Consider the following 23,317-nt stretch of genomic DNA (forward strand, 5'->3'; position numbering starts at 1 on the left):
GCTGGCAGGTCAGGTTGTAGGGCTGAGCCCCGATTGGACCACCAGCTCTCGCACCTCGGCGTAGTGGTGAGCCTCCAGAGCACCGAAGCCGGCTAACCGCCGCGCCTTGAGTCGGGTGAGCAGCGGCGTGGTGAGGCCGCACAGGAAGCGTGTGATCAGGTCGGGAGTGAGCGGATGGCGATCCTGGCTGGCGGCGAGCTGCTGGATCAGCTCGCCCGCCAGCCCCTCGACGGCGTCGATTGCCAGCGGTGGTGGCGCCTCGCCCTGGGGCAGGCGGGCGACCTGCCCGTGACAGGCGGAGCAGTGGCCGCAGTGCTGTGGCACTCGGTCATCGCCGAACCACTCCGCCAGGCGACGGCTCAGGCAGGCCTCGCTTTCGAACAGGGCCAGCATGGCGTGGAGTCGCTCCACCTCCGTCTGCTCCTTGTCCCGGAAATAGCCATGCAGTTCATCGCTCAGGGCGGCCGGATCGATGTCCTGGCGCAGCACCTCGTAGACCTCGGTCATCTGCTTGCTTTCCAGCGTCATCCAGCCCTTGGTGACGAAGTAGTCCAGTGCCGTGATCACCCGGCCGCGCTCGGTGTTCACGCCCCGTTCGCCGCCCAGGCGGGCGAGTGCCTCGAAATCCAGGGTGTACCAGGTCCGGGCGCGCTGGGAGGCGTCGAGGATCGCCTGCACGAAGGCGGCACGCTCGCCCTCGAAGCGGGCGACCAGTGCCTCGGGCTCCTCGCCCAGGCGGAAGCGGTATTCGGCGAAGTAGCTGTAGCGCGGGGCGATGATGCCGCGCAGCTCCAGCTGAACCAGCAGGGTCTTCAGCGGCAGTGGGCGAATGTTGCTCTGCTGCGAGAGGCTGTTGAGCATCAGTTCCCACTGGCTGCCGGCGCCGCCCCGGCTCACCGCGACCACCTCGTCGATCACCTGGCGAATGCCGTAGTGTTCCGGGGTGTCGCCGAAGACGAAGTTCTCGAGCACGTTGAGGTGATCGCGTCCGGCCAGCATCAGGCAGTCGGAAGGCTGCCCGTCGCGGCCGGCCCGGCCGATCTCCTGGCTATAGTTCTCGATCGACTTGGGCAGGTCGAAGTGCACCACGTTGCGAATGTCGGCCTTGTCGATGCCCATGCCGAAGGCGATGGTGGCGACGATGCAGGGCATTTGGCCCGCCATGAAGTCGCGCTGGATGCGCTCGCGGATCTCGCTGTCGAGCCCGGCGTGGTAGGCGGTGGCGGGGAGCCCGGCCTTGCTCAGGTAGGCGGCCAGGCGTTCGGCGGTCTGCTGCAGGGTGACGTAGACGATGGTGGGCGCGGGGGGCTGGGCGTCGAGCTTGGGTCGCAGCCACGCGACCAGGCGGCGCGGGCGCGTCTCGGCCGGCACCGGCGCCACCTCCAGATGCAGGTTGGGACGATAGAAGCCGGTGGCGGTGACGTCGCTCTCGGCGATGTCGAAACGCGAGCGCATGTCGGCGATCACCCGCGGGGTGGCCGTGGCGGTCAGCAGCAGTACCTGGGCAATGCCGAACTCGCGCCGGTAGTCGGGCAGCTTGAGGTAGTCCGGCCGAAAGTTGTGGCCCCACTCCGAGATGCAGTGGGCTTCGTCCACCACCATCAGCGAGATCGGTACGCGGCGGATGAAGGCGCGGAAGCGTTCGTTCTTGAGCCGTTCCACCGATATCATCAGGATCCGAATATCGCCCCGCTTGACGCCCTCCATCACGGCGGCGGCCTCCTCGCGGCTCTGGCCCGAGTCGATGCTGGCGGCGGCGATCCCGTGGCGCGCGAGGAACGCCAGCTGGTCCTGCATCAGTGCCAGCAACGGCGAGATGACCAGGGTCAGGTGGGGCAGGTGCAGGGCGGGCAACTGGTAGCAGAGCGACTTGCCGGAGCCGGTGGGAAAGATCGCCGCCGCCGAACGGCCCGCCGTTATCGCCTCGATCACCGGGCGCTGGCCGGGGCGGAAATCGCCGTAGCCGAAGACCTGCTGTAACGTCTGTTCAATCATGTAGGCGCTCCCTGCACTGTTATTGGCCTGAAATCCGGGATCATGACGACCACCGGGTGGCACCGAATATTCTCGCATATCGTCGGCTTCGACGAGTGTCCGATCCCGCGAGTGTATCGTTGCCATCACCGGCACGGTGTTCTTGGGGCTGCGCCTGGATGGCGTGCTTTCCGGCAAGGCATGTCGCGACGGAATGATGGGAACAATCGGTTAGTCCTGCTCGCGTACAGTGGGTAGAATGCCCGTTTGCGACAACATCATCTGCTCAAGGACGCGGCATGGCTCACCTGCTACGCATCGTGATGATTCACGGCCACCTCGAAGGCGTCATCGAACTCAATGTGGATGGCCACACCAACATTTGCGGTACCAATGCCTCGGGGAAGACCACCTTGCAGCGTCTGGTGCCGGTGTTCTTCGGTGAGCTACCCAATCGGGTGGTACCAAAGACGAGGCTCAAGTTCGACGCCTTTTACCTGCCGCACCGCAACAGCTATCTGATCTATGAGTATCGTCGCGAGGAAGGCGACGTCTGCCAGGCGGTGCTGACCCGCAAGGGCGAGGGTGGCGTGGAGTACCGCTTCGTGGGCGCCCCCTATCGCCCTGAGGATTACCTGGTTGAGAGCGACGCCGGCGTTTCCGCTCTGGACTACGCCCAGTGGGCCAATGGCCTGCGTCGTCAGGGCGTTTCGCTATCGCCCAAGCTTGGCGCCACTTCCGAGTACCGGTCGGTGATTCAGAATGACTTCACCCAGTCCGTTCCCTCCCAGCCCCGGGGCAACAGTCGCGACGGGCTGCGTCTGCGCCAGGTCGCCGCCCGCTTCAGCCTGGTGCGCCCCGGGCAACGCATCCGCCATATGGAGAAGCTGGTCTCGGCGGTGCATGCGAAGGAGGGCAAGATGGACACCCTCAAGACCATGCTGGCGGCAATCTTCGAGGAGGACGGTGTCGAACTGCCGGTTACCCGCATCCGCAACACCAAGGCGCGGGAGTGGATCGCGCGTATGCGCCAGTCCATGCGGCTGGAGCCCCTGCAGCGCTCGTTGGCCACCCTGGAGAGCCTGGATCGTGAAATCGCCGATCTCGAGGCATCGCTATGGCAGCTCGGGCCTCAGCTCGAGGCTGACCGCCACCGCGCCGAGCGCACCCAAGCCGACCTCGATGCGCAGTTGGCCCAGCGCCAGCGAGATTTCCAGGCCCGTGAGCAGGACTACGAGGAAGCCCGCGCCACCCTCAACGAACGCATAAGCCAGCTAGACAGCGATCTGGATCAGACCCGACACGATCTCGATGACCTGCAGCAGCGGTTCGAGGCATTCGAGGAGGCCGACATGCCCGGCCTCGAGCAGGACCTCAAGGCGCTGCCCCAGTGGCGTGAACAGCAGCAACAGCTGCGCGACCACCTTGAGGTCATGGAACATGCCTTCAAGGAGAGCAAGGCGCGGCTCGAGGCACGCCTGGTGGAACTGGGTGATCTGCTCGAGCAGCACCGCGACGAGGTCCAGGCGTTGATTGACGCCTTGGGAGAGGAAAAGGAGTCCTGCCGCGAGGCACAGAGCGAGGCCGAGCACCGGCTCGAGACCGACTATCAGGCCCGCCGCCAGACTCTGGATGACGACTACCGCGCTCGCCTGGAGCAGGGCACCGCCAGGTTGTCAGAGCTCAAGGCGCAACTTGCCCACAACGCCCAGACGCCAAATGAGGCCCGCGAAGCCGAGCAGGTCCAGGCCCGCGTCGATCAGGTCCAGAGCGATCAGCACACCGCTGCGACTGTCGTCGAGAGTTTGCGGGGTGAGCTCGATGAGCGTAAGCCTGGGCGGGAGGCCGCCGAGCGTGAATTGGAACTGGCCCGGGCGCAGCGCTCCCGCGCCGAGGTTCACCACGACGCCCTGCTGATCCAGCGCGACCCCGCCCAGGGCAGCCTGCGCCATTTCCTGCGCCACCACCGCCCGGGCTGGGAGCAGACCCTGGGCAAGGTGATCGCCCCGGAACTGCTCGAACGCCGCGACCTGGCCCCCCAGTTCAATGATGACGCCAGTGACGACCTCTTTGGGCTGGCGCTGGATCTGGCGGCCATCGCGTTGCCCGACTACGCCCAGGACGAAGCCAGCCTGCTGGCCGAGATCGAGGCCGCTGACCATGCCCTCCGCGAGGCACAGGCTGCGGTTCAAGCGTCGGAGAAAGTGCTCAAGGCGCGCCATGAGAAAGTGCTGGAAGTGTCTGCTCGCCTCGACCGTGCGCGCAGCGCTCAGCGCCGTGCAGGTGAAGAGGTGGAGTACGCCCTGCAGGCACGCCGTCAGTGCCAGGAGCGCCACGCCGCCGCCCAGCAGGCTCGCCAGGCGGCCTGCCGTGAGGCCATGGAGGAGCAGGAGGCAGTACAGCACGTGCTGCGCGACGAGCAGCGCCAGGCACTGAACGCTCTGGCCGATACCCACCATGCCCAGCGCCTCGAACTCACCGCCGATTACCAGGGCCGGCTGGCCGGATTCGAGCAGCAGATCCAGCAGTATCGCCGCCAGCTCGGTGAGCTCAAGGAGGAAAATCGCCGCCAGCGCGAGGAGTTGGAGGCCGCTTTCGACCGGGAGTTGGCCGAGCAGGGCGTCGACACCCTGCGACTCAACGAGACCCGCTCGCGACTCGACATGCTTGGCAAGCGCATTCGAACGACCGAGGGACGGCGTGAAGAGCTGAACGAGTACACCCGCTTCATGCGCGTGGAATGGGGCGAGCGTAAGCCGCGGTTGGTAGAGAAGGAGGCGTCGCTCGCCCGGGAGCACCAGGCAGCCGAGCGCGAGCGTGATCAGTACAGGGCCGACTTCCGTGCGGCCAGCCAGGAACACCAGGCCGCGGTCCGTGACCTCAAGGCCAGGCGCGATGCCGAGCAGGCGCTGGTCGAGACTCTCGCCCCGCTACTCGACAAGCTCGCGGCCTTGGCCGTGGCACCGGCTCCCGAACCCATCAGTGAGGCCCCTGGCGATGCCGCTGAGCGTATCGAGCGGGCTCGTCAGGCGCTGGGCGATCACGCCCGGACGCTGGACGAGCTGCGCCGTGGCTGCGAGAAGATCGAGGTCGAGCTAGTCAAGGGCGCCAGCGCCGATTTCCAGGATGCCCTGGAGTCCGAGCGCGCCAAGCTCGAGGATCCCAGTCCGCGTCGCCTGCTCGGCGTGTTGCGCGACATGCTTCAACTGCTCGAGGGGCAGCAGCAGCAGCTGCTGCAGGAGGGCCGTAATCTCAGCGATGATCTGGACAAGTTCTTCACGGTGTTCCGTGACCTCAACCGACGCATCAACGCCCAGAGCCGGCGCCTTTCCGATGAGGTGGCCGACGATCTGAAGCTGGAGGGCATCGGCCGTGCCGAGGTGAAGATCCAATCCACTATCGATGAGCTGGGCTTCTGGGAGCCGCTCAAGCGCTTCGCCCAGCGCTACCGTGAGTGGCGCGAATCAGGCCAGCCGCTGCCAAGCGACGACTATTTGGATGCCCTGGCCGATGTCGTGGAGCTATTGCGTAGCGACCAGCAATACAGCTTCGAGAGCCTGCTGCGCCTGGAGCTGCACCTCAGCGAGGGTGGCACCGACCTGGTGATTCGTAACGATCGCCAGTTGCTGGAGTCCTCCAGCCACGGCATGGCCTACCTGATCCTGTGCAAGTTCCTGCTCGCCTTCACCCGCCTGCTGCGCGGACAGGCCGAGATTGCCATCCACTGGCCCATCGACGAAATCGGTACCCTGGCTTACCACAATGTCGAGAAGCTGTTCGAGGCTTGCGACAACAATCGCATTCATATCGTCGGCGCCTTTCCCAACCCGGAGTCGGATGTGCTGCTGCTGTTCCACAACCGCTACCTGATCGACCGCGACGATGCAGCCCCGGACAAGCGCCGCCTGAAACGCATTGAACCGCGCCTGAGCCGGCTGGCTCAGCGCCTGCAGGCCCGCGCCGAGGAGGTCGCCTCATGACCGAGCGCGCAATGATTGCACACTCGATGGTTGAACTGGGGCCCCTGCTCGAACGTTTATTGACCGGGGAGTTCATCTGCGCGGTGAGCGACGAGAGCGCCTTCCGCAAGCTGGAAGATGACGAGACGCGCGAGCATCTCGATAGCTACCTGCGCCCGCTCAATCGTCGTCTGGCCACCAACGAGGAGGGCAGTGTCTATTTCCTCGCCTGGCGCATCATTGACGAGTCCGCCCGTGAGCAGCTTTCGCGCCAGCTGGCCGACACGGTGAACAGCCTGCTACCGCTGCTGGAGTGGCTTCAGCTGGTGCAGGAAACGCTGGGGCGTGACGGCCTGGCCGCTCCCGGCGACGTCCTCAAGCCCGCTGACTTCAGCTCCCGCAGCGAGGATAACCAGGGCCTGCGCGAGCGTCTCGAACGTCTGGCGACTGACCCCTTTTTCGGCTCCCAGAGCGAGCAGCTCGACGCCCAGATCAAGCAGGTCTTCAAGCGTCTCAAGGAGCATGGCTACCTGCTCCAGCCCCACGCCGACCGGCAGTACTTCGTGGTGACCGCCAAGATCGACTACCTGATCGACCTGGTACGTTTCATTCGCGACGAGGAGAACCTGCCGATAGACGACCAGGCACCTTCCAGCCAGGAGAGCCTGTTGTGATGGATGGTGCCAGCGACCCCCACGCCCTTGAGAGCCGCCTGATCAGCACTGGCGCCGAGCGCCTGGCGTTGCTTGGAAAGCACGCCGAGGCGCTGATGGCTGGCTATGCCCGGGACGAGGTGCCGCTGGCTGGGCTGAGCAAGACCGCGCTGAACCGGCTACTCGCCGCACGGATCCTGTGGCGCCCGGACGAGCAGGGTGGGGTCAAGCTCGCCCCCAAGGTGCGCGAGCTGATCGCCGAGATGCTGGCCGACGAGACCCGCCGCCATGTGAACGCCGACGTGGCCGAGACTCTGGAGCTTCTGCGTAGCCTGGTGCAGAGCTACCGGAAGGCCCGCGAGGCGGGCGAATATTGGCGCCAGGAGCAGCAGCTGTTGCGCCTGCGCCAGGAAGTGGATGACCTCAACGGCCGCTTTGCCGACGCCATCGATAGCCTGTGGCGGCGTCTCAACAGCGACTTCGGCTTCGTCAGCCACCTGGGCGACAAGATTCGCGAGAATGAGCGCGCCCAGAAGCAGATCGTGCGCTTGCTCGATGGCCTGGAACTGATCGATTTCACCGAGTTGATCGAGCTGGTAGGTGGCGATGGCGCCCTGCGCAAGCTGCTGGTCAGCGGGCTGCAGCAGCAGCTCACCCAGCACTACACCAGCCTGCGGGAGGTGCAGCGGCGGATGATCGAGCTGCTGGCGCGTTTTCGCCAGCAGCAGTCGCGCAGCCGCCTGGTGGCAGGTATGGCCGCCTTCCTGCGCGAGCATCCCGGCTTCGCGCCAGGCAACTACGCCCGGCGCAGCGAAGTGCCAACCCTGGTCAACCGCGCGGCGCCACTGATTGCCGCTGGCGCCGCCGCCCTGGACCACGACAGCGACCCCCGCGTACTGACCGATCTGCTCCATGGCCTGCCCAGGCCCGTGTCGCGACCCGAACCGGTCACCGCCGCTGGTGTCGCCGCGCTGCAGGAGAACACCTTGGTGGCCACTCGCCACCAGGCGCTCAAGGAGGACGTGGAGCGCTTCTATCTTTCGGTGGTGGATCGTGGCGGTGAGCCACTCAGCGCGCTGGAGTACCTGCAGGAGGGTGAGTTCGAGTGGGGCGAAGAGATCTGGCTGTTTCAGGTTATCGCCGAGCATCAGGGCCTCCCGCGAGGAGAACAGCGGGCCTTCCGGTTGCGCCAGCAGGAGACCCAGGCCAGCCCCTTCAACCACCTGCGATTGATCCACGACGTCATCATTCAGCTCTCCTGGGGCGGTGGGAGCGAGACTCCGCAGGCGGTCCGACGAGAGGCGCGGTAGGTGGCCGGTGTTGTTTCCAGGCTCTGTAGCAAGGTTCTGGAAAAGGTGCTGTAAGGAGGAGGTCAAATGATTCTTTCACCCCGCGCCAGGAACCTGCTGCGTGACGCCACTCAGTCATTGCAGGGTGCTCCCCGTTTGGCGAAACGCCGCAGCAAGGTAGTGGATGAGATCGTGGCCTGGTGTCGGGAGCATGATATCGAGCTTGGCTTACGACTGACCCACGATCGACTCTACCTCGATCGTGAGCTATTGGCGCAGATCGATGACACCCTGGCGGCCCTGGGCCATCCCACAACCCACACTGCCCTGAGCGGACTGACAAGCAGCGAGCAGGCTCGGTTCGGCAATCGCGAAGAGAAGAGTGTGCGCGAAAGTCCACGTGAGAACCGTGTGCTGGCCAGCCTGCCCGCTGGCGCTCCTCGGTCAGGACTTGAAAGCCAGGCCCGTGACTTTCTCGATCTCGATTGGCGCGATATCGCGCTATCCGAATTCGATGTGCTGGTTCAGGTCGAGAACCTCGATGGCTTCTACGCCTTCGACCCAGTGATTCCACCCCTGACTGAATGGCTCCGCCCCTTGGTACTCTACCGCGGCGACAGCTTCTATGGTGGTGCTTTCCCCAAGGTGGCCGAGGCCTGGGCGAGCACCGGAAAGATACACCTCTACCTGGGGGACTTCGATGCCAAGGGTGTCAGTCTCGCCATCTCAAGCCGCGCCACCCATCTGCTGCTGCCGCCGTTTGCAGCGCTTGCACAGAGCGCTCATGCTGAGCACCTGCCAGCGAAGCAGCAGGAGTACCAGTCCGCACTGCGTGATCTGGCCGGCAGCCTGCCCGCAGATCATCCGCTCACCAACTACCTGAAAGTTCTGCTCAGTGATCAGCGAGGCCTGCTCCAGCAGTGGTTCGGTAGTGAATTGACCCCCGTGCCACTTGGTTGAAGGGTATATTTGACACCATGCCAAGGCTGAAAAGAGGTTCACCATGAACGTCATCATCGATCTTTGCGTAGTCCCACTGGGCGTGGGGGTATCGGTTTCACCGCAGATCGCCGCCTGCCAGCGCGTCATCCAGGCATCGGGCCTCGAGCATCATATGCACGCCTATGGCACCAATATCGAGGGGCCCTGGGACGAGGTGATGGCGGTGGTAAAACGCTGCCATGAAGTGGTGCATGAAATGGGTGCGCCGCGCATCACCACCACCATCAAGCTGGGGACCCGGACCGACCGCGAGCAGAGCATGGGCGACAAGATAACCAGCGTGGAGGACAAGCTAGGCGGTCAAATGTGACTCCCAATACTTGAGGTGTCAGGATTTCGTTACGCCCTGTCAGGTTTTTGAACCGGTCTACTGGCGCGACAGGCCGGCTTCGGAAGGGTGTAAGCATTGCTTTACGGTGGCCGGGGTGGAGCCGACGACGACAGCGGTAGTAAGGGGGTGTCCGGACGTTCCGGTGGGAGCGGCGGGGCACTAGGCTGGGGGCACATCACGGCGCCGCAGGGCGCCCATAACAACTGTGTCAAACCCTGGCCAAACCCTTGGAGAATTTCTATGAACGCGCCTGCCAAGACCGTCGCCCCCATCAGCCAAGACAACCCCATCGGCACCAACGGCTTCGAGTTCGTCGAGTACACCGCCCCTACCCCCGAGGGCATCGAGGAACTGCGTGCGCTGTTCAACCGCATGGGCTTCACCGAGACCCGCAAGCACCGCTCCAAGCAGGTGTTCCTGTTCCAGCAAGAGAACGTCAACTTCGTGCTCAACGCCGAGCCGGAGAGCCACGCCGCCAAGTTCGCTCGCGTGCATGGCCCCAGTGCCTGTGCCATGGCCTGGAAGGTGGCCGACGCCAGGCAGGCCTTCGACTACGCCGTGGCTCATGGCGCCGAGCCGATGGAGAATCCGGTCGGCCCCGACGAGGTGGGCATTCCCGCGGTTCGCGGCATCGGCGGTTCGCTGCTCTACTTCGTCGACAACAAGGTCGATAGTGAAGGGCGCACCATCTATGACATCGACTTCGAGCCCATCCCCGGCCGCACCCCGCAGGACAGCAGCGTGGGTTTGCAGGTGCTCGACCACCTGACCCACAACGTCGACCGTGGCCAGATGGACTTCTGGGCGAATTTCTACACCGATATCGCCAACTTCCGCGAAAACCGCTACTTCGATATCAAGGGCAAGAAGACCGGTCTGCACTCCCGCGCCATGACCGCGCCCTGCGGCAAGATGCACATCCCGATCAACGAGTCCGCCGACGACACCTCGCAGATCGCCGAATTCCTGCGCGAGTACAACGGCGAGGGCATCCAGCACCTGGCCATGGCCACCGACGACATCTACGCCACGGTGCGTGCCCTGCGCGCCAACGGTGTGACCTTCCTCTCCACGCCGGACACCTACTACGAGAAGGTGGACCAGCGTGTGCCCAACCACGAGGAGAATGTCGAGGACCTGCGCGAATTGAGCCTGCTGGTCGATGGCGGCCCCGACGAGGGCGTGCTGCTGCAGATCTTCACCGAGACCGTGATCGGCCCGATCTTCTTCGAGATCATCCAGCGCAAGGGTAACGACGGCTTCGGCGAGGGCAACTTCAAGGCCCTGTTCGAATCCATCGAGGAGGATCAGATCCGTCGTGGTGTGCTCAAGGACGACTGACCGATCCACGATCCAATGGTAAGCCAGTGGCTGCATCAGACGCTGGCTGGCTGACCTCCGCAAGCCTATCGGTCGACAACGATGGGCTTGCCCACTGCCCAGAATCGCTGGGGTGCCTCGGCTTCGGCAGCATGCGACAATGATGCTTTCACCAGCGCCGAGCCTCAGCCCATGTCCTCCCCGCGCAGAGAATCCATTGCCGAGCTCCAGCGTATGCGTCGTGGCCGACCGAGGCGTGGTTGGCTCACGCGCAGCTTTCGCCTGCAGGTGATGCTGCTGGTCGGCGTTCTGCTGGCCGGCATGCTGCTGGCCCAGGGCGCCTACCTCAACCACCGCAAGGGCGAGATCATCAGTGACCAGATTGGCCAGCGAGCCCTGGCCGTGGCGCTGAGCGTGGCCAGCATCCCCGAGCTCATTGCCGCCTTCGACGACCCCGACCCCAGCGCCACCATCCAGCCCATTGCCGAACGCATCCGGCGCGAGACCGGTGCGCGCTACGTGGTGGTGGGCAATAACGAGGGGCTTCGCTATTCCCATCCCCTGCCCGAGCGGCTCGGCGTGCCGGCGACGATCTGCCTGTCGCACCTGGTGCCGGCCAACAAGGTGGCCGCCATCGAGACGCTGGCCGCCGAGGTTGTCCGGGTGGGCGAGAGCCAGGACGAGGCCTTCGGCGAGGTCGAGCGCCTGATGNCATAGCGCACCGGCCGACCATCCTGACGATAGCTGACGGATACCACACGGCTGTCGTCCAGAATACGGAGCACCTCGTCGCTGCCGATATTGCCTCCTTCGGCACGGCCCTGTATCACCATCAGCGGGGCCGTCCAGTCACCGTTGTTGCAGCTAAGGGCATCGTGGCTGGGGCAGACGGTGACAGTGGCACGGCGAGCGATGGCCGTGTTGCGGGCCAACGCCAGTGCCGACTTGAGCCGCAGCACCTCGGCCGATACCTCTTGGCGAGCGCTCAGTGTCTGGAAGGCGGGGATGGCCCAGCCGAACAGCAGGGTCATGACCGCAATGGCGACCAGCAGCTCGACCAGGGTCAGGCCGCGCTGGTCGGCCAGAGAAGCGGGACCGCCGAGCAAGGCGGCGCCGACTGGAGCGTCCGTGCGCATGGTGCTCTCCCAGAGTGAAATCCCTTATCAGATGGGCTTTTTCACTCTAGTCGGGCCTGGCGAGGCTTCCGTAAGCGATGTCTGACAGAGTGTGTAGGCATCCTGCCGAACGGGCTGTATGCGAACGGCGAGGGTGGTGCTTACTCCTCGGGCTTCTCGGGCTTCTGCTCCTGCAGGTAGCGATCGCGGTGGGCGCTGGAACAGAACCACTCGCCCCGGTCGCGCAGGGCCTCGTTTTCCGGTACGTGGACCTGGCACCAGCGACAGCGAACCATCTGGCCACCCTCCTGGCGCTTGTCATCCTCAAGCAGTTCCTCCTGATTGAGCTTCCATTCGCGGTACATGCGGTAGAGTTTGAGGCCGGCGAAGAACAGCACGGCGAAGATGATCAAACGAATGAGCAATAGGTTCATCCTTTTCTGGCTCCCTGATGAGAGGGTGTCTACTAAGCTAATACGTTAGCCATGCGATATTGAAACCAACCTCAACGCGCTTTAAAAAAGCGCGTAAGCTCTGGTTTTCATCGGGTTTCGTCTTGCCTGGCCGTCGCTCGTGAGGTTCGTAAACTCCCTCTGGGGCGAGCGGCTTTGCCAGCCGGACGCCCTTGCGGGACAATATGAATACATTGGATTCTCAAGAGATTTCTACGCCCATGCAAGACTTGACGCTGGTAATGGCTCAATTGGACCCGCTGGTGGGGGACATTCCCGGCAATGCCGACCGTGCCATCGAGGCCGTACGTGAGGCGCGTATCGAGCATGGTGCCGATATCGTGGTGTTCCCCGAGCTGTATCTCAGCGGTTATCCGCCTGAGGACCTGCTGCTGCGACCTTCCATGGAGACCCGTTTGCGCGAGGCACGTTCCCGGATGGCGGCCAAGGTTGTCCGTGACGTGCTGGTGATCATCGGCTATCCCGGACGCCGGGAGGGTAACGGCTACAACCTGGCGGGGTTGCTTTACAACGGTGAATGGCTCGACGAGTACGCCAAACAGGTGCTGCCCAACTACCAGGTGTTCGATGAACGGCGCTACTTCGCTACCGGTGAGCAGAGCCTGGTGATCGAGCACAAGGGAGCGAAGCTCGGCCTGTTGATCTGCGAAGACCTGTGGGATGGCGCGCCGGTTCGAAAGGCCCGCGATGATGGCGCCGAGATACTGCTCACCCTCAATGCCTCTCCCTACCATCAGGACAAGCCGGGCGAGCGCCTGCGCCTGCTCGAGCAGCGTGCCGCCGAGGTGGGGCTTCCGGTGGTCTATGTCAATACCATCGGCGGTCAGGACGAGCTGGTGTTCGACGGTGGCTCGGCCTGCGTGGATGGCAGTGGCGTCTTGCGCGTATTGGCTCCCTACTGGCAGGCGGGCCTGATGCCGGTCCAGTTCGTGCAGGAGGGTGGGCGCTGGGTGCCGCAGGAGGGGGAGATCGAGCCCCCGGAGGAGCCGGAGGAGAGCCTCTACTGTGCCCTGGTCAGCGGCCTGCGCGACTACGTCAACAAGAGCGGCTTCGATGGCGTGGTGATGGGGTTGTCCGGTGGCATCGATTCCGCCCTGTCGCTTGCCATCGCCGTGGATGCGCTGGGTCCGCAGCGGGTCCAGGCGGTGATGATGCCGTACCGCTACACTGCCGATATCTCACGCGAGGACGCCGCCGAGCAGGCCCGGATGCTGGGTGTCGGCTATCAGGTCCTGCCGATCGAGCCAATGGTGGATGCCTTCATGGCGACCCTGGTAGAGACCTTCGCCGGCACACAGCGGGATACCACCGAGGAGAACCTGCAGTCGCGCTGTCGTGGCGTGCTGCTGATGGCGATCTCCAACAAGAAGGGGTTGATGGTGCTGACCACCGGCAACAAGAGCGAGATGGCGGTGGGCTATGCCACGCTCTATGGCGACATGGTCGGTGGTTTCAATGCCCTCAAGGATGTCTACAAGACCTGGGTCTATCGGCTGGCCCGCTGGCGCAATACCCAGTCACCGGCGATACCCGAACGGGTCATCGAGCGTCCCCCCTCTGCCGAGCTGGCGCCGGACCAGAAGGACAGTGACTCGCTGCCCGACTACGATGTGCTCGATGCCATCCTGATGCGCTATATCGAGGGCGACATGAGTGCGGAGGCGATAATCGAGTCGGGATACGATCGTGACGACGTCTATCGGGTGGTCCAATTGGTCGACCGCTGTGAATACAAGCGGCGTCAGGCGCCGGTAGGGGTGCGGGTGACGCCGCGGGGCTTCGGTCGTGATCGTCGCTACCCCATCGTCAACGGCTGGCAGCCGGGCGAATAGGCCGAAAAAAAACCGCGATGTCTCATCGCGGTTTTTTTATTGCAGGCCGTGGCTCAGGCGGAAAGTGCCTGGGCGCTGACATGTTGAGGCCGGAAGGTTCGGCCGCGCAGCCGTTCGTTGCCGGGATCGTTCTCGATCAGCACCTGCAGCACCTCGCGGGCGCGATCGCGCATGTCGAGGCCCAGGTAGCCTTCCACCATCACCGCCAGTGCGTCGCGGGTGGCTTCGGCCTCGGGATAGTTCTCGACCACCCAGCGGCCGCGCTCCACGGCCGCCAGATAGGCGCCCTTGCGCAGGTAGAAGTCGGCGACATGGAGTTCATGCCGCGCCAGCAGGTTGCGCAGGTAGACGATGCGCTGCTGGGCATCCGGTGCGTACTCGCTGTCTGGATAGCGGCTGACCAGTTCACGGAAGTCGGTATAGGCGTCCCGCGAGGCACCGAGATCACGCTTCGATATGTCGATCAAGCGCAGTCGCTCCAGGCTGAAGCGGCCTGCTTGCCAGGAGGAGAGTCCGCGCATGTAGAGCGCGTAGTCGGCCTGAGGGTGGGTGGGGTGCAGGCGAATGAAGCGGCTGGCTGCGGCGCGGGCGGCCTCCCAGTCATTCGTCTCGTAGTAGGCGTAGATCAGCTCAAGCTGCGCCTGTTCGGCATGACGGCCGAAGGGAAAGCGGGTATCGAGCGCCTCGAGACGAGAGATCGCCGTGGTGTGGCGCCCTCTCTCCAGAGCCTCCCGGGCCTCTTCATAGAGCTCTTGTTCGGCGACGCCGGCGAACTCGTCCTGGTCGTTCGAGCCTGACCTGCCGGCGCAACCGGTGACCAGGGCAGTGGCCAGCAGCAGGGCGACAAGGCGTGTAGCGATGGTGGAAACGCGCATCCTGATCCTCGTGTCTAACATCCCGTGTCGGCCATGGTAGGATTGGCCGTAACCCGTCCACTATAAAGCACCTTGCGTGAAAACGCAGTCCTCCGGTGCCTTCCCAGCGATAGCCCCTATATGCCCCAGATTTTGGAAGCCCAGCAACGAGTGCCCGTTTCCCTTGCCGGAGTCCGACTGGACCAGGCTGCCGCAGAGCTCTTTGCCGACCATTCACGCGAACGGCTCAAGGGCTGGATCAAGCAGGGTGCCCTGACGGTGGATGGCCTGGCCGGCAAGCCCAAGGACAAGGTCGCTGGCGGCGAGTGGCTGCGCCTCGTCGCCGAGCTCGAGGATGATACCCGCTTCGAGGCTGAGGATATTCCCCTTGACGTGGTCCATGAGGACGACGAAGTGCTGGTCATCAACAAGCCGGCGGGGCTGGTGGTCCACCCGGCGGCGGGCAATCCCGACGGCACGCTGCTCAATGCACTGCTGTATCACTGCCCGACGCTCGCCATGGTGCCCAGGGCGGGGATCGTGCATCGCCTGGACAAGGACACCACCGGGTTGATGGTGGTCGCCAAGACATTGACCGCCCAGACCGCGCTGGTCGACCAGCTGCAGACGCGCACGGTCTCGCGGGAATACGATGCCGTGTCGGTGGGAGTAATGACGGCCGGGGGAACCGTGGATGCGCCGATCGGTCGGCACCCCAAGGACCGCAAGCGACAGGCGGTCACCGCCAACGGCAAGCCCGCGGTGACCCACTACCGGGTGGTGGAGCGATTCCGCGCCCACACCCATGTACGTTGCCGGTTAGAGACCGGGCGCACCCACCAGATCCGCGTCCACCTGGCCCATCAACGCTTTCCCCTGATCGGCGACCCGGTCTATGGGGGGCGCCTCAAGCTGCCGCCAGGCGCCAGTGAGGGGCTCAAGGATTTGCTGCGCGGCTTTCCCCGCCAGGCGCTGCATGCCCGCAAGCTGGCCTTCGATCACCCTGCCAGTGGCGAGCGAGTCGAGTTTCGTGCCGCCCTGCCCGATGATCTGCTGATGTTGATCGACTATCTCCGCGACGACCGCGAGGCAATGCTATGAGCGATGCTCCTCACCTGCAGCCCACCCTGATCGAGCCGGACTGGCCGGCTCCCCTGAGTGTCGGTGCCTTCGTAACCACTCGCGAGTCCGGTCCCAGTCAGGGAGACTTCGCCAGTTTCAATCTGAGCGACCGGGTGGGTGACAACCCCAATCATGTGGCGCTCTGCCGCCGGCTGCTGACGGAGTGTCGGTGCCTTCGTAACCACTCGCGAGTCCGGTCCCAGTCAGGGAGACTTCGCCAGTTTCAATCTGAGCGACCGGGTGGGTGACAACCCCAATCATGTGGCGCTCTGCCGCCGGCTGCTGACGGATGAAGTCGACAGAGACAGGCCGCTGTTGTGGCTGAATCAGGTACATGGCGCCCGGGTTCAGGCCAGCTACTCCGAGGCCATGCCCGATGCCGATGCCGCCGTGGCCTTCGATTCAAGCTACGCGTGCGTGGTACTTACCGCCGACTGCCTGCCAGTCTTCTTCTGCAATCGGCAGGGCACCCGGGTGGGCGTGGCCCATGCGGGCTGGCGCGGGCTGGCCGGCGGCGTGCTGGAAGCCTCGGTGGCGGCGCTGGGCGTGCCACCGGAAGAGGTAATGGCCTGGCTGGGTCCGGCGATCTCCAATGCCCAGTTCGAGGTCGGCCCCGAGGTGCAGCAAGCGTTCTCTGGGGTCCACCCCGAGGCAGAGGCCGCCTTCGACCCGAGCCCCTATCGCCTGGGTCATTTCATGGGCGATCTATACAAGCTGGCCCGGCTGCGGCTGGAGCGGCTTGGCGTGTCTCATGTCAGCGGCGGCCACTTCTGTACCGCCTGCGAGTCGCGCTTCTACTCCTATCGCCGTGATGACGGCCGAACCGGGCGGATGGCCAGCGTGATCTGGCTAAGGTGAGCTTGGCTTTCAGGCGCCGCTCTCTGGCATAGCCTGACCTGTGTCAACCTGAACCCCCTTTCCCTGGCGGGCGACTTGAAAGCCGGCCACGCTGACTCCATTGATACTGTCAAACGCGATATGACAGGGCCAAGCGGCGCGTCCAAGCAGCGCCGCCACCCCGATGGAGGAGTGATCGAATGCGATTCGACAAGTTTACCGGCAAGCTGCAGAACGCCGTGGCTGATGCACAATCATTGGCCGTGGGGCGTGGGCACAACCAGCTCGACCCCGGCCACCTGCTGCTGGCGCTACTTGATGCCAGCGACACCGGCGTCAAGGCGCTGATACAGCGAGCCGACGGCGACCCTGCCCGGCTGCGCGACAGCCTGGTGGGTTATCTCGACGACCTGCCCCAGGTCAGCCAGTTCGAGGGGGAGGTGCAGCCCTCCCGTGACCTGATCAAGCTGTTCAATCTCACCGACCGCGAGGCGCAGAAACGCGGTGATCAGTACATTGCCAGCGAACTGGTGCTGCTGGCGGCGCTGGAAATGCGGCATGGCGTGAGCAAGCTGCTGACCCAGGCCGGCGTGACGCGCAAGTCACTGGAGACGGCCATCAATAGCTTGCGGGGTGGCGAGCGGGTCGAGGACCCCAATGCCGAGGAGCAGCGCGAGGCTCTGGAGAAATACACACTGGACCTCACCGAGCGGGCCGCCAGCGGCAAACTCGATCCGGTGATCGGCCGCGACGACGAGATCCGCCGTACTATCCAGGTGCTGCAGCGTCGCACCAAGAACAATCCGGTGCTGATTGGTGAGCCCGGCGTGGGCAAGACCGCCATCGTCGAGGGCCTGGCCCAGCGCATCGTCGACGGCGAGGTGCCGGAAGGGCTCAAGGACAAGCGGGTGCTGTCGCTGGACATGGGCTCGCTGCTGGCAGGGGCCAAGTTCCGCGGCGAGTTCGAGGAGCGCCTCAAGTCGGTGCTCAAGGAGCTTGCTCAGGAGGAGGGCCGGGTGATCCTGTTTATCGACGAGCTGCACACCATGGTCGGCGCCGGCAAGGCGGAGGGTGCCATGGACGCCGGCAACATGCTCAAGCCGGCGCTGGCCCGCGGCGAGCTGCACTGCGTGGGTGCCACCACCCTGGACGAGTACCGCAAGTACATCGAGAAGGACGCTGCCCTGGAGCGCCGCTTCCAGAAGGTGCTGGTAGAAGAGCCCTCCGAGGAGGACACCGTGGCGATCCTGCGCGGGCTCAAGGAGCGCTACGAGGTACACCACAAGGTCGATATCACCGACGGGGCGATCATCGCCGCGGCCAAGCTCTCGACCCGCTACATCACCGACCGGCAGCTGCCCGACAAGGCCATCGACCTGATCGACGAGGCCTCGTCGCGCATCCGCATGGAGCTGGACTCCAAACCGGAGGTGATGGACCGGCTCGACCGGCGGCTGATCCAGCTGAAGATGGAGCGCGAGCACCTCAAGAAGGAGACCGATGAGGCGTCGAAGAAGCGGCTCGAAAGCCTCCAGGAGCAGATCGACGATCTCGAGCGTGAATACGCCGACTTCGACGAGGTCTGGAAGGCCGAGAAGGCCAGCATTCAGGGGGCGGGGCAGTTCAAGGAGGAGCTCGAGCGCGCGCGCATCGACCTGGAACAGGCGCGTCGCCAGGGCGATCTCGCACGCATGTCGGAGCTACAGTACGGGGTGATTCCCGAGCTGGAGCGAAAGATCGCCGAGAGCAGCGAGGCGGAAGCCGATACCTCCCGGCACCAGCTGCTGCGCTCCAACGTCACCGAGGAGGAGATCGCCGAGGTGGTATCGCGCTGGACCGGCATCCCGGTGGCCAAGATGCTGGAGGGCGAGCGCGACAAGCTGCTGCGCATGGAGGAATCACTGCATGAGCGGGTGATCGGCCAGGATGAGGCGGTTACCGCCGTGGCCAACGCCGTGCGCCGCTCTCGAGCAGGTCTCTCGGACCCCAATCGCCCCAACGGCTCTTTCCTGTTCCTTGGCCCCACCGGGGTGGGCAAGACGGAGCTATGCAAGGCGCTGGCCCATTTCCTCTTCGACACCGAGGAGTCCATGGTGCGCATCGACATGTCGGAATTCATGGAGAAGCACTCCGTGGCACGGCTGATCGGTGCGCCTCCCGGCTATGTCGGCTACGAGGAGGGGGGGTACCTTACCGAGGCGGTACGTCGCCGGCCCTACTCGGTGCTGCTTCTCGACGAGGTGGAGAAGGCCCATGCGGATGTTTTCAATATCCTGCTGCAGGTATTGGAGGACGGTCGCCTGACCGATGGCCAGGGCCGCACCGTGGACTTCCGCAATACCGTGATCGTAATGACCTCCAACATGGGCTCGGACATCATTCAGCGCATGGGCGGTGATGACAGTGACTACGAGCAGATGAAGGAAATGGTGATGGCGGTGGTCGGGGACCACTTCCGGCCGGAGCTGATCAACCGCATCGACGAGGTGGTGGTGTTCCACGCCCTCATGCAAGAGCAGATCCAGGCCATTGCCGGCATCCAGCTTGATCGCCTTCGCGCTCGGCTCGCCGAGTATCAGTTGGGGCTGGAGGTCAGCGACGAAGCCCTTGCCCAACTGGCCGTGGTGGGCTTCGACCCGGTCTATGGTGCCCGGCCGCTCAAGCGAGCGATCCAGAGCCGCATCGAGAATCCGTTGGCCCAGGATCTGCTGGCGGGCAAGTTTCGTCCCGGCGACGTGATACGTGTGACCGCCGAGAACGGGAAATTGTCGTTCAGCGCCTGACACAAAGCGTTACGCAGTTGGTCGGCCACGATATTGCCGACTGTCTACACTGAATACAGGTTGCGTCCTGTAACCCCCTTGCCCGCCAGCCTTTTACCGGCGGGCTTTTTTATTTTAAATCTTGCGGAGATTCACCCCCTGGGCTAGCAAAAATCGCTTGGCGGTTGACACTGCTGCGGCGCTATTGGAATCTTGACCGTTCCTGATTTGCGGGCGCGGACTCTGCGGGCAACCCCCCATTACCGCGTGACGGGTAGGCCGTGTCGCCTCTACCCGCCGAAGGACTACCGGGACCGGGCCAACCGCCCGTCCTGGCCAACGCCCCGACGCGGTTAACCGCCGTGAAGGGAACGCATGATTTATGGCGCGAGCGCAGCAATAAATCTGAGTTCCCGAATGAGAGTGCAGGCCCCAACAGGGCCAATTGCCAGGGTTTGGCATCAGGTGCCGGCGTATCCGGCAGCGACATACCGTCGCACTCGAACCCGTGCCCGCCTGTGGGCGCGGATCGCACTCGAGACCTCCAGGGGAGAAACACACGTGGAACTGCTTTCCGGCGCGGACATGATTGCCCGATTCCTGCAGGATGAGGGCGTCGAATATATTTACGGCTATCCCGGTGGCGCGGCGCTGCACATCTACGATGCGCTGTTCCGCCAGGACAAGGTCAAGCACATTCTTGTGCGCCACGAGCAGGCGGCGACCCATGCCGCCGACGGCTATGCTCGGGCCTCGGGCAAGCCCGGCACGGTGCTGGTGACCTCAGGTCCCGGCGCTACCAATGCCGTTACCGGCATCGCCACTGCCTACATGGACTCGATACCCATGGTGGTGCTGTGCGGCCAGGTGGCCAGCCATCTTATCGGCGAAGATGCCTTCCAGGAGACCGATATCATCGGGGTGACGCGGCCCATCGTGAAGCACAGCTTCTCGATCAAGCACCCGTCCGAGATTCCGGAAGTGCTCAAGAAGGCCTACTACCTGGCTTCAACCGGCCGTCCCGGCCCGGTAGTGGTGGACATTCCCAAGGACATGACCGCCCCTACCGAACGTTACGAGTACGTCTATCCCAAGAAGATCAAGATGCGCTCGTACAACCCGGTGGCCCGTGGCCACACCGGCCAGATCAAGAAGGCCGTCGACCTGATGCTCAAGGCCAAGCGGCCGATGTTCTACACCGGCGGCGGTGTGGTCACCGGTCGGGCCAGCGAAGGTCTCACCGATCTGGTGAAGCGGCTGGGCTATCCGATCACCACCACGCTGATGGGCATCGGCTCCTACCCGCAGAGCGATCGTCAGTGCCTGGGCTGGCTGGGCATGCACGGCTCCTATGAGTCGAACATGGCGATGCACCATGCCGACCTGATTATCGCCATCGGGGCGCGATTCGACGACCGGGTCACCAACAACACCTCCAAGTTCTGTCCCACGGCCAAGATCGTGCATGTAGATATCGACCCCAGCTCGGTCTCGAAGACCGTGCGGGCGGACGTGCCCATCGTCGGGCCGGCGGGTAGCGTGATCAACGAGATGATCAGCCTGCTGCAAGGCAAGGAGATCGAGCATCCCGACGCGCTGGGCGAGTGGTGGCAAAAGATCGAAGGCTGGCGCGAGGAGCGGGCGGGCAAGCTTTACGAACCCTCTCAGTCGGGTGAGGCGCTCAAGCCGCAGGAGGTGATCGAGGCGCTCTGCGAGGCCACGCGTGGCGAGGCGTACGTGACCACCGACGTGGGTCAGCATCAGATGTTCGCGGCCCAGTACTACAAGTTCGACAAGCCCAATCGTTTCATTACCTCCGGCGGGCTCGGCACCATGGGCTTCGGCTTCCCGGCGGCCATGGGCATCAAGCAGAACTTCCCGGATGAACAGGTGATCTGCGTCACCGGCGAAGGCAGCTTCCAGATGATGATGCAGGAGCTGTCGACCTGTAAGCAGTTCGGCGGCGGCGTGAAGATCGTCAACCTGAACAACGCCTCGCTGGGCATGGTGCGGCAGTGGCAGGACCTCAACTACAAGTCGCGCCATGCGCACTCCTACATGGAGTCGCTGCCCGACTTCAGCAAGCTGATCGAGGCATATGGCTTCACCGCGCTGCGGGTGGAGACGAAGGATGAGCTCGGCCCGGCGCTCGAGCGCACCTTCGCCGACAACCATGAGCTGGTGTTCCTCGACGTCATCGTCGACCCGCGCGAGCACGTTTATCCGATGCAGGTGCCACTGGGCTCCATGCGTGACATGCTGCTTTCCAAGACGGAGCGGACCTGATGCGTCATATCATCTCGATTCTGATGGAAAACGAACCGGGCGCTCTGTCTCGTGTGGTGGGGCTGTTCTCACAGCGCAACTTCAACATCGAGACGCTGAACGTGGCGCCCACCGAGGACCCGTCGCTCTCACGGCTGACCGTGACTACCGTGGGCGACGACCGGGTCATCGAGCAGATCACCAAGCATCTCAACAAGCTAATCGACGTGATCAAGCTGGTCGATCTCACCGAGGGCAACCACATCGAGCGCGAGCTGATGCTGGTGAAGGTCAAGGCCCTGGGGGCGGCCCGCGACGAGGTCAAGCGCACGGTGGATATCTTCCGCGCGCAGATTGTCGATGTGACGCCGAGCCTCTACACGGTGCAGATCACCGGTGACGCCGGCAAGCTGGATGCCTTCCTCCAGGCCATGGGGCCGGTGGGCATTCTCGAAGTGGCACGGACGGGGGTATCCGGTATTGCCCGCGGGGATAAAGTCCTCAGCCTCTGATGCGTGCCGCTTGACGCCTTTCAAGCCGCCCTTCGGGGCGGCTTTTTCGTCTCAGCGTTCCACTACCTCGTCCCACAGGGCCTGGATCAGCGGGCTTCTCAGGCGGCGATTGAGCACGCACAGCCCGACGTCGTAGTGGGGCAGCTCCGGCTTGACCGGCAGCACCCTGACCCGCTCGAGGAGCGGGCTGTTGTCGAGCACGATCTTCGGCACCACGCCGACCCCGAAGCCCAGGCCGACCATGCTGACGATCGCCTCGTGGCCGGCGACCTGGGCATAGATGCGCGGGGCGACGCCCAGGGCCTTGAACCAGGTGTCGCTGTACTCCCGCGACAGACCTGCCTCGGAGAGAATCATCGGCACGTTCTGCCACTGGGTGGCGGAGGGGGATTCGGGCGTGCCGGGAATCCAGTCGGCCTGGGCGGCGGGGGCGATGAAGACCAGCGGCGAGCGAGTCAGCGACTTGAAGGCCAGCGGACCGGGCACGCTACGGGGGCGAGGAGTGATCGCCATGTCCTCTTCGCCGTCGAGTACCCGTGACATGGATTCGGCGGGGTCGCCGGTATGCAGCTTGAGTTCGATTCGCGGGTGGCGCAGGCGAAAATCGCTGAGCAAGTCGTAGAGAAAGCTGTAGCTGGCGGTGACCGAGCAGTAGATGCTGATCTCGCCGGCGAGTTCGTCGGCATGTCGGCTCAGCGTGTGGCGCAGCACTTCCCACTGCGCCAGGGTGTCCCTGGCGTAGTCCTGGAAGAGCAGGCCCTGTGGAGTCAGGGTCACATGGCGGTTGTCGCGCTCGAACAGCGGTACTTCCAGATTCTTCTCCAGTTGGCGAATGGTGCGCGAGAGCGTGGAAGGGCTGACGTGGCAGAGTTCGCTGGCACGGCCGAAGTGCAGCGTATCGGCAAGGGCGAGAAATTGCTTGAGGGGTCGCATGTCCATGCTCTGATTATTTCATATTTCGGCATGTCATATTGCAAATATAGCGTTTTACGCAATGTCGGTGCTGGCGTAAGGTGG

At 64.1% G+C, this 23,317-nt stretch carries 17 protein-coding genes and 2 pseudogenes; 14 read left to right on the forward strand and 5 right to left on the reverse strand.

All coding sequences use genetic code 11. From position 1 onward, the window contains the following. Positions 1-9: 9 nt before the first annotated feature. Entirely contained in the window at positions 10-1,995 is a 1,986-nt protein-coding gene (locus LOKO_RS00370) for a RecQ family ATP-dependent DNA helicase (protein WP_066443542.1), read from the reverse strand. 278 nt (positions 1,996-2,273) lie between these two features. Here LOKO_RS00370 and LOKO_RS00375 point away from each other — a divergent pair, with 278 nt between their 5' ends. From LOKO_RS00375 to LOKO_RS18465, 7 genes are all read left to right on the forward strand, one after another. After that, a complete protein-coding gene (locus LOKO_RS00375; RefSeq protein WP_066443550.1) occupies positions 2,274-5,954 on the forward strand; it encodes an ATP-binding protein in 3,681 nt (1,226 codons plus the stop codon). Positions 5,955-5,980: 26 nt separating this feature from the next. Further along, positions 5,981-6,607, forward strand: coding sequence for a condensin complex protein MksE (locus LOKO_RS00380; RefSeq protein ID WP_066452140.1), 627 nt, complete (start codon positions 5,981-5,983; stop codon positions 6,605-6,607). Further along, a complete protein-coding gene (locus LOKO_RS00385) occupies positions 6,607-7,896 on the forward strand; it encodes a hypothetical protein (protein WP_066443554.1) in 1,290 nt (429 codons plus the stop codon). Before LOKO_RS00380 ends, LOKO_RS00385 begins: the two co-directional genes overlap by 1 nt. Before the next feature lie 66 nt (positions 7,897-7,962). Next, a complete protein-coding gene (locus LOKO_RS00390) occupies positions 7,963-8,835 on the forward strand; it encodes a DUF7281 domain-containing protein (RefSeq protein ID WP_066443557.1) in 873 nt (290 codons plus the stop codon). Between the two features lie 43 nt (positions 8,836-8,878). After that, positions 8,879-9,187: an MTH1187 family thiamine-binding protein gene (locus LOKO_RS00395; protein ID WP_066443560.1), complete on the forward strand. Its 309-nt coding sequence runs from the start codon at positions 8,879-8,881 to the stop codon at positions 9,185-9,187. A gap of 261 nt (positions 9,188-9,448) precedes the next feature. Next, the gene (gene hppD / locus LOKO_RS00400; RefSeq protein WP_066443568.1) at positions 9,449-10,549 is read left to right on the forward strand and encodes a 4-hydroxyphenylpyruvate dioxygenase; all 1,101 of its coding nucleotides are present in this window, start codon (positions 9,449-9,451) and stop codon (positions 10,547-10,549) included. Positions 10,550-10,849: 300 nt separating this feature from the next. Continuing rightward, on the forward strand, positions 10,850-11,245 hold the full coding sequence (locus tag LOKO_RS18465) for a hypothetical protein (RefSeq protein WP_470303288.1): 396 nt from the start codon (positions 10,850-10,852) through the stop codon (positions 11,243-11,245). 14 nt (positions 11,246-11,259) lie between these two features. On the opposite strand, the pseudogene LOKO_RS20460 reads toward LOKO_RS18465, so the two are convergent. Both LOKO_RS20460 and LOKO_RS00415 read right to left on the reverse strand, forming a co-directional pair. Then, positions 11,260-11,664, reverse strand: a pseudogene (locus LOKO_RS20460) (GspH/FimT family pseudopilin); the annotation flags it as partial. 140 nt (positions 11,665-11,804) lie between these two features. Next, positions 11,805-12,077, reverse strand: coding sequence for a PP0621 family protein (locus tag LOKO_RS00415; protein ID WP_066443575.1), 273 nt, complete (start codon positions 12,075-12,077; stop codon positions 11,805-11,807). Positions 12,078-12,316: 239 nt separating this feature from the next. Between LOKO_RS00415 and LOKO_RS00420 the strand changes: the two genes are divergently transcribed. After that, the gene (locus LOKO_RS00420; RefSeq protein ID WP_066443578.1) at positions 12,317-13,948 is read left to right on the forward strand and encodes an NAD+ synthase; all 1,632 of its coding nucleotides are present in this window, start codon (positions 12,317-12,319) and stop codon (positions 13,946-13,948) included. Positions 13,949-14,001: 53 nt separating this feature from the next. On the opposite strand, the gene LOKO_RS00425 is transcribed toward LOKO_RS00420, so the two are convergent. Beyond that, positions 14,002-14,823 carry an outer membrane protein assembly factor BamD gene (locus LOKO_RS00425; RefSeq protein WP_066443581.1) on the reverse strand — a complete coding sequence of 274 codons (822 nt, stop codon included), beginning with the start codon at positions 14,821-14,823 and terminating at the stop codon, positions 14,002-14,004. A gap of 120 nt (positions 14,824-14,943) precedes the next feature. Here LOKO_RS00425 and rluD point away from each other — a divergent pair, with 120 nt between their 5' ends. The 6 genes and pseudogenes from rluD to ilvN all read left to right on the forward strand — a co-directional run bounded on the left by rluD (position 14,944) and on the right by ilvN (position 22,300). Continuing rightward, a complete protein-coding gene (gene rluD / locus LOKO_RS00430; protein WP_066443583.1) occupies positions 14,944-15,903 on the forward strand; it encodes a 23S rRNA pseudouridine(1911/1915/1917) synthase RluD in 960 nt (319 codons plus the stop codon). After that, complete coding sequence (locus LOKO_RS19075) at positions 15,900-16,172, forward strand: laccase domain-containing protein (RefSeq protein ID WP_144439584.1); 273 nt, start codon at positions 15,900-15,902, stop codon at positions 16,170-16,172. Before rluD ends, LOKO_RS19075 begins: the two co-directional genes overlap by 4 nt. Then, a pseudogene (gene pgeF, locus LOKO_RS00435) lies at positions 16,087-16,782 on the forward strand (peptidoglycan editing factor PgeF); the annotation flags it as partial. The gene LOKO_RS19075 and the pseudogene pgeF, both read left to right, overlap by 86 nt. Positions 16,783-16,961: 179 nt before the next feature. After that, positions 16,962-19,544 (forward strand): ATP-dependent chaperone ClpB, encoded by a 2,583-nt coding sequence (gene clpB / locus LOKO_RS00440; protein ID WP_066443586.1) that lies wholly within the window; start codon positions 16,962-16,964, stop codon positions 19,542-19,544. Positions 19,545-20,084: 540 nt separating this feature from the next. Then, positions 20,085-21,809: an acetolactate synthase 3 large subunit gene (locus tag LOKO_RS00445; protein WP_066443590.1), complete on the forward strand. Its 1,725-nt coding sequence runs from the start codon at positions 20,085-20,087 to the stop codon at positions 21,807-21,809. Next, positions 21,809-22,300 carry an acetolactate synthase small subunit gene (gene ilvN, locus LOKO_RS00450; protein ID WP_043511804.1) on the forward strand — a complete coding sequence of 164 codons (492 nt, stop codon included), beginning with the start codon at positions 21,809-21,811 and terminating at the stop codon, positions 22,298-22,300. The genes LOKO_RS00445 and ilvN overlap by 1 nt, the downstream gene beginning before the upstream one ends. Positions 22,301-22,351: 51 nt before the next feature. Here ilvN and ilvY read toward each other — a convergent pair whose 3' ends face one another. Next, positions 22,352-23,239 carry an HTH-type transcriptional activator IlvY gene (gene ilvY / locus LOKO_RS00455; RefSeq protein ID WP_066443596.1) on the reverse strand — a complete coding sequence of 296 codons (888 nt, stop codon included), beginning with the start codon at positions 23,237-23,239 and terminating at the stop codon, positions 22,352-22,354. Positions 23,240-23,317: the final 78 nt, after the last annotated feature.

The sequence above is a fragment of the Halomonas chromatireducens genome (assembly GCF_001545155.1).
In the GTDB taxonomy this organism is placed as follows: domain Bacteria; phylum Pseudomonadota; class Gammaproteobacteria; order Pseudomonadales; family Halomonadaceae; genus Halomonas; species Halomonas chromatireducens.

Coding starts and splice junctions, on each gene's coding strand:
- LOKO_RS00370 (WP_066443542.1), bottom strand. CDS start 1,995: ATGATTGAACAGACGTTACAGCAGGTCTTCGGCTACGGCGATTTCCGC.
- LOKO_RS00375 (WP_066443550.1), top strand. CDS start 2,274: ATGGCTCACCTGCTACGCATCGTGATGATTCACGGCCACCTCGAAGGC.
- LOKO_RS00380 (WP_066452140.1), top strand. CDS start 5,981: ATGGTTGAACTGGGGCCCCTGCTCGAACGTTTATTGACCGGGGAGTTC.
- LOKO_RS00385 (WP_066443554.1), top strand. CDS start 6,607: ATGGATGGTGCCAGCGACCCCCACGCCCTTGAGAGCCGCCTGATCAGC.
- LOKO_RS00390 (WP_066443557.1), top strand. CDS start 7,963: ATGATTCTTTCACCCCGCGCCAGGAACCTGCTGCGTGACGCCACTCAG.
- LOKO_RS00395 (WP_066443560.1), top strand. CDS start 8,879: ATGAACGTCATCATCGATCTTTGCGTAGTCCCACTGGGCGTGGGGGTA.
- hppD (WP_066443568.1), top strand. CDS start 9,449: ATGAACGCGCCTGCCAAGACCGTCGCCCCCATCAGCCAAGACAACCCC.
- LOKO_RS00415 (WP_066443575.1), bottom strand. CDS start 12,077: ATGAACCTATTGCTCATTCGTTTGATCATCTTCGCCGTGCTGTTCTTC.
- LOKO_RS00420 (WP_066443578.1), top strand. CDS start 12,317: ATGCAAGACTTGACGCTGGTAATGGCTCAATTGGACCCGCTGGTGGGG.
- LOKO_RS00425 (WP_066443581.1), bottom strand. CDS start 14,823: ATGCGCGTTTCCACCATCGCTACACGCCTTGTCGCCCTGCTGCTGGCC.
- rluD (WP_066443583.1), top strand. CDS start 14,944: ATGCCCCAGATTTTGGAAGCCCAGCAACGAGTGCCCGTTTCCCTTGCC.
- LOKO_RS19075 (WP_144439584.1), top strand. CDS start 15,900: ATGAGCGATGCTCCTCACCTGCAGCCCACCCTGATCGAGCCGGACTGG.
- clpB (WP_066443586.1), top strand. CDS start 16,962: ATGCGATTCGACAAGTTTACCGGCAAGCTGCAGAACGCCGTGGCTGAT.
- ilvN (WP_043511804.1), top strand. CDS start 21,809: ATGCGTCATATCATCTCGATTCTGATGGAAAACGAACCGGGCGCTCTG.
- ilvY (WP_066443596.1), bottom strand. CDS start 23,239: ATGGACATGCGACCCCTCAAGCAATTTCTCGCCCTTGCCGATACGCTG.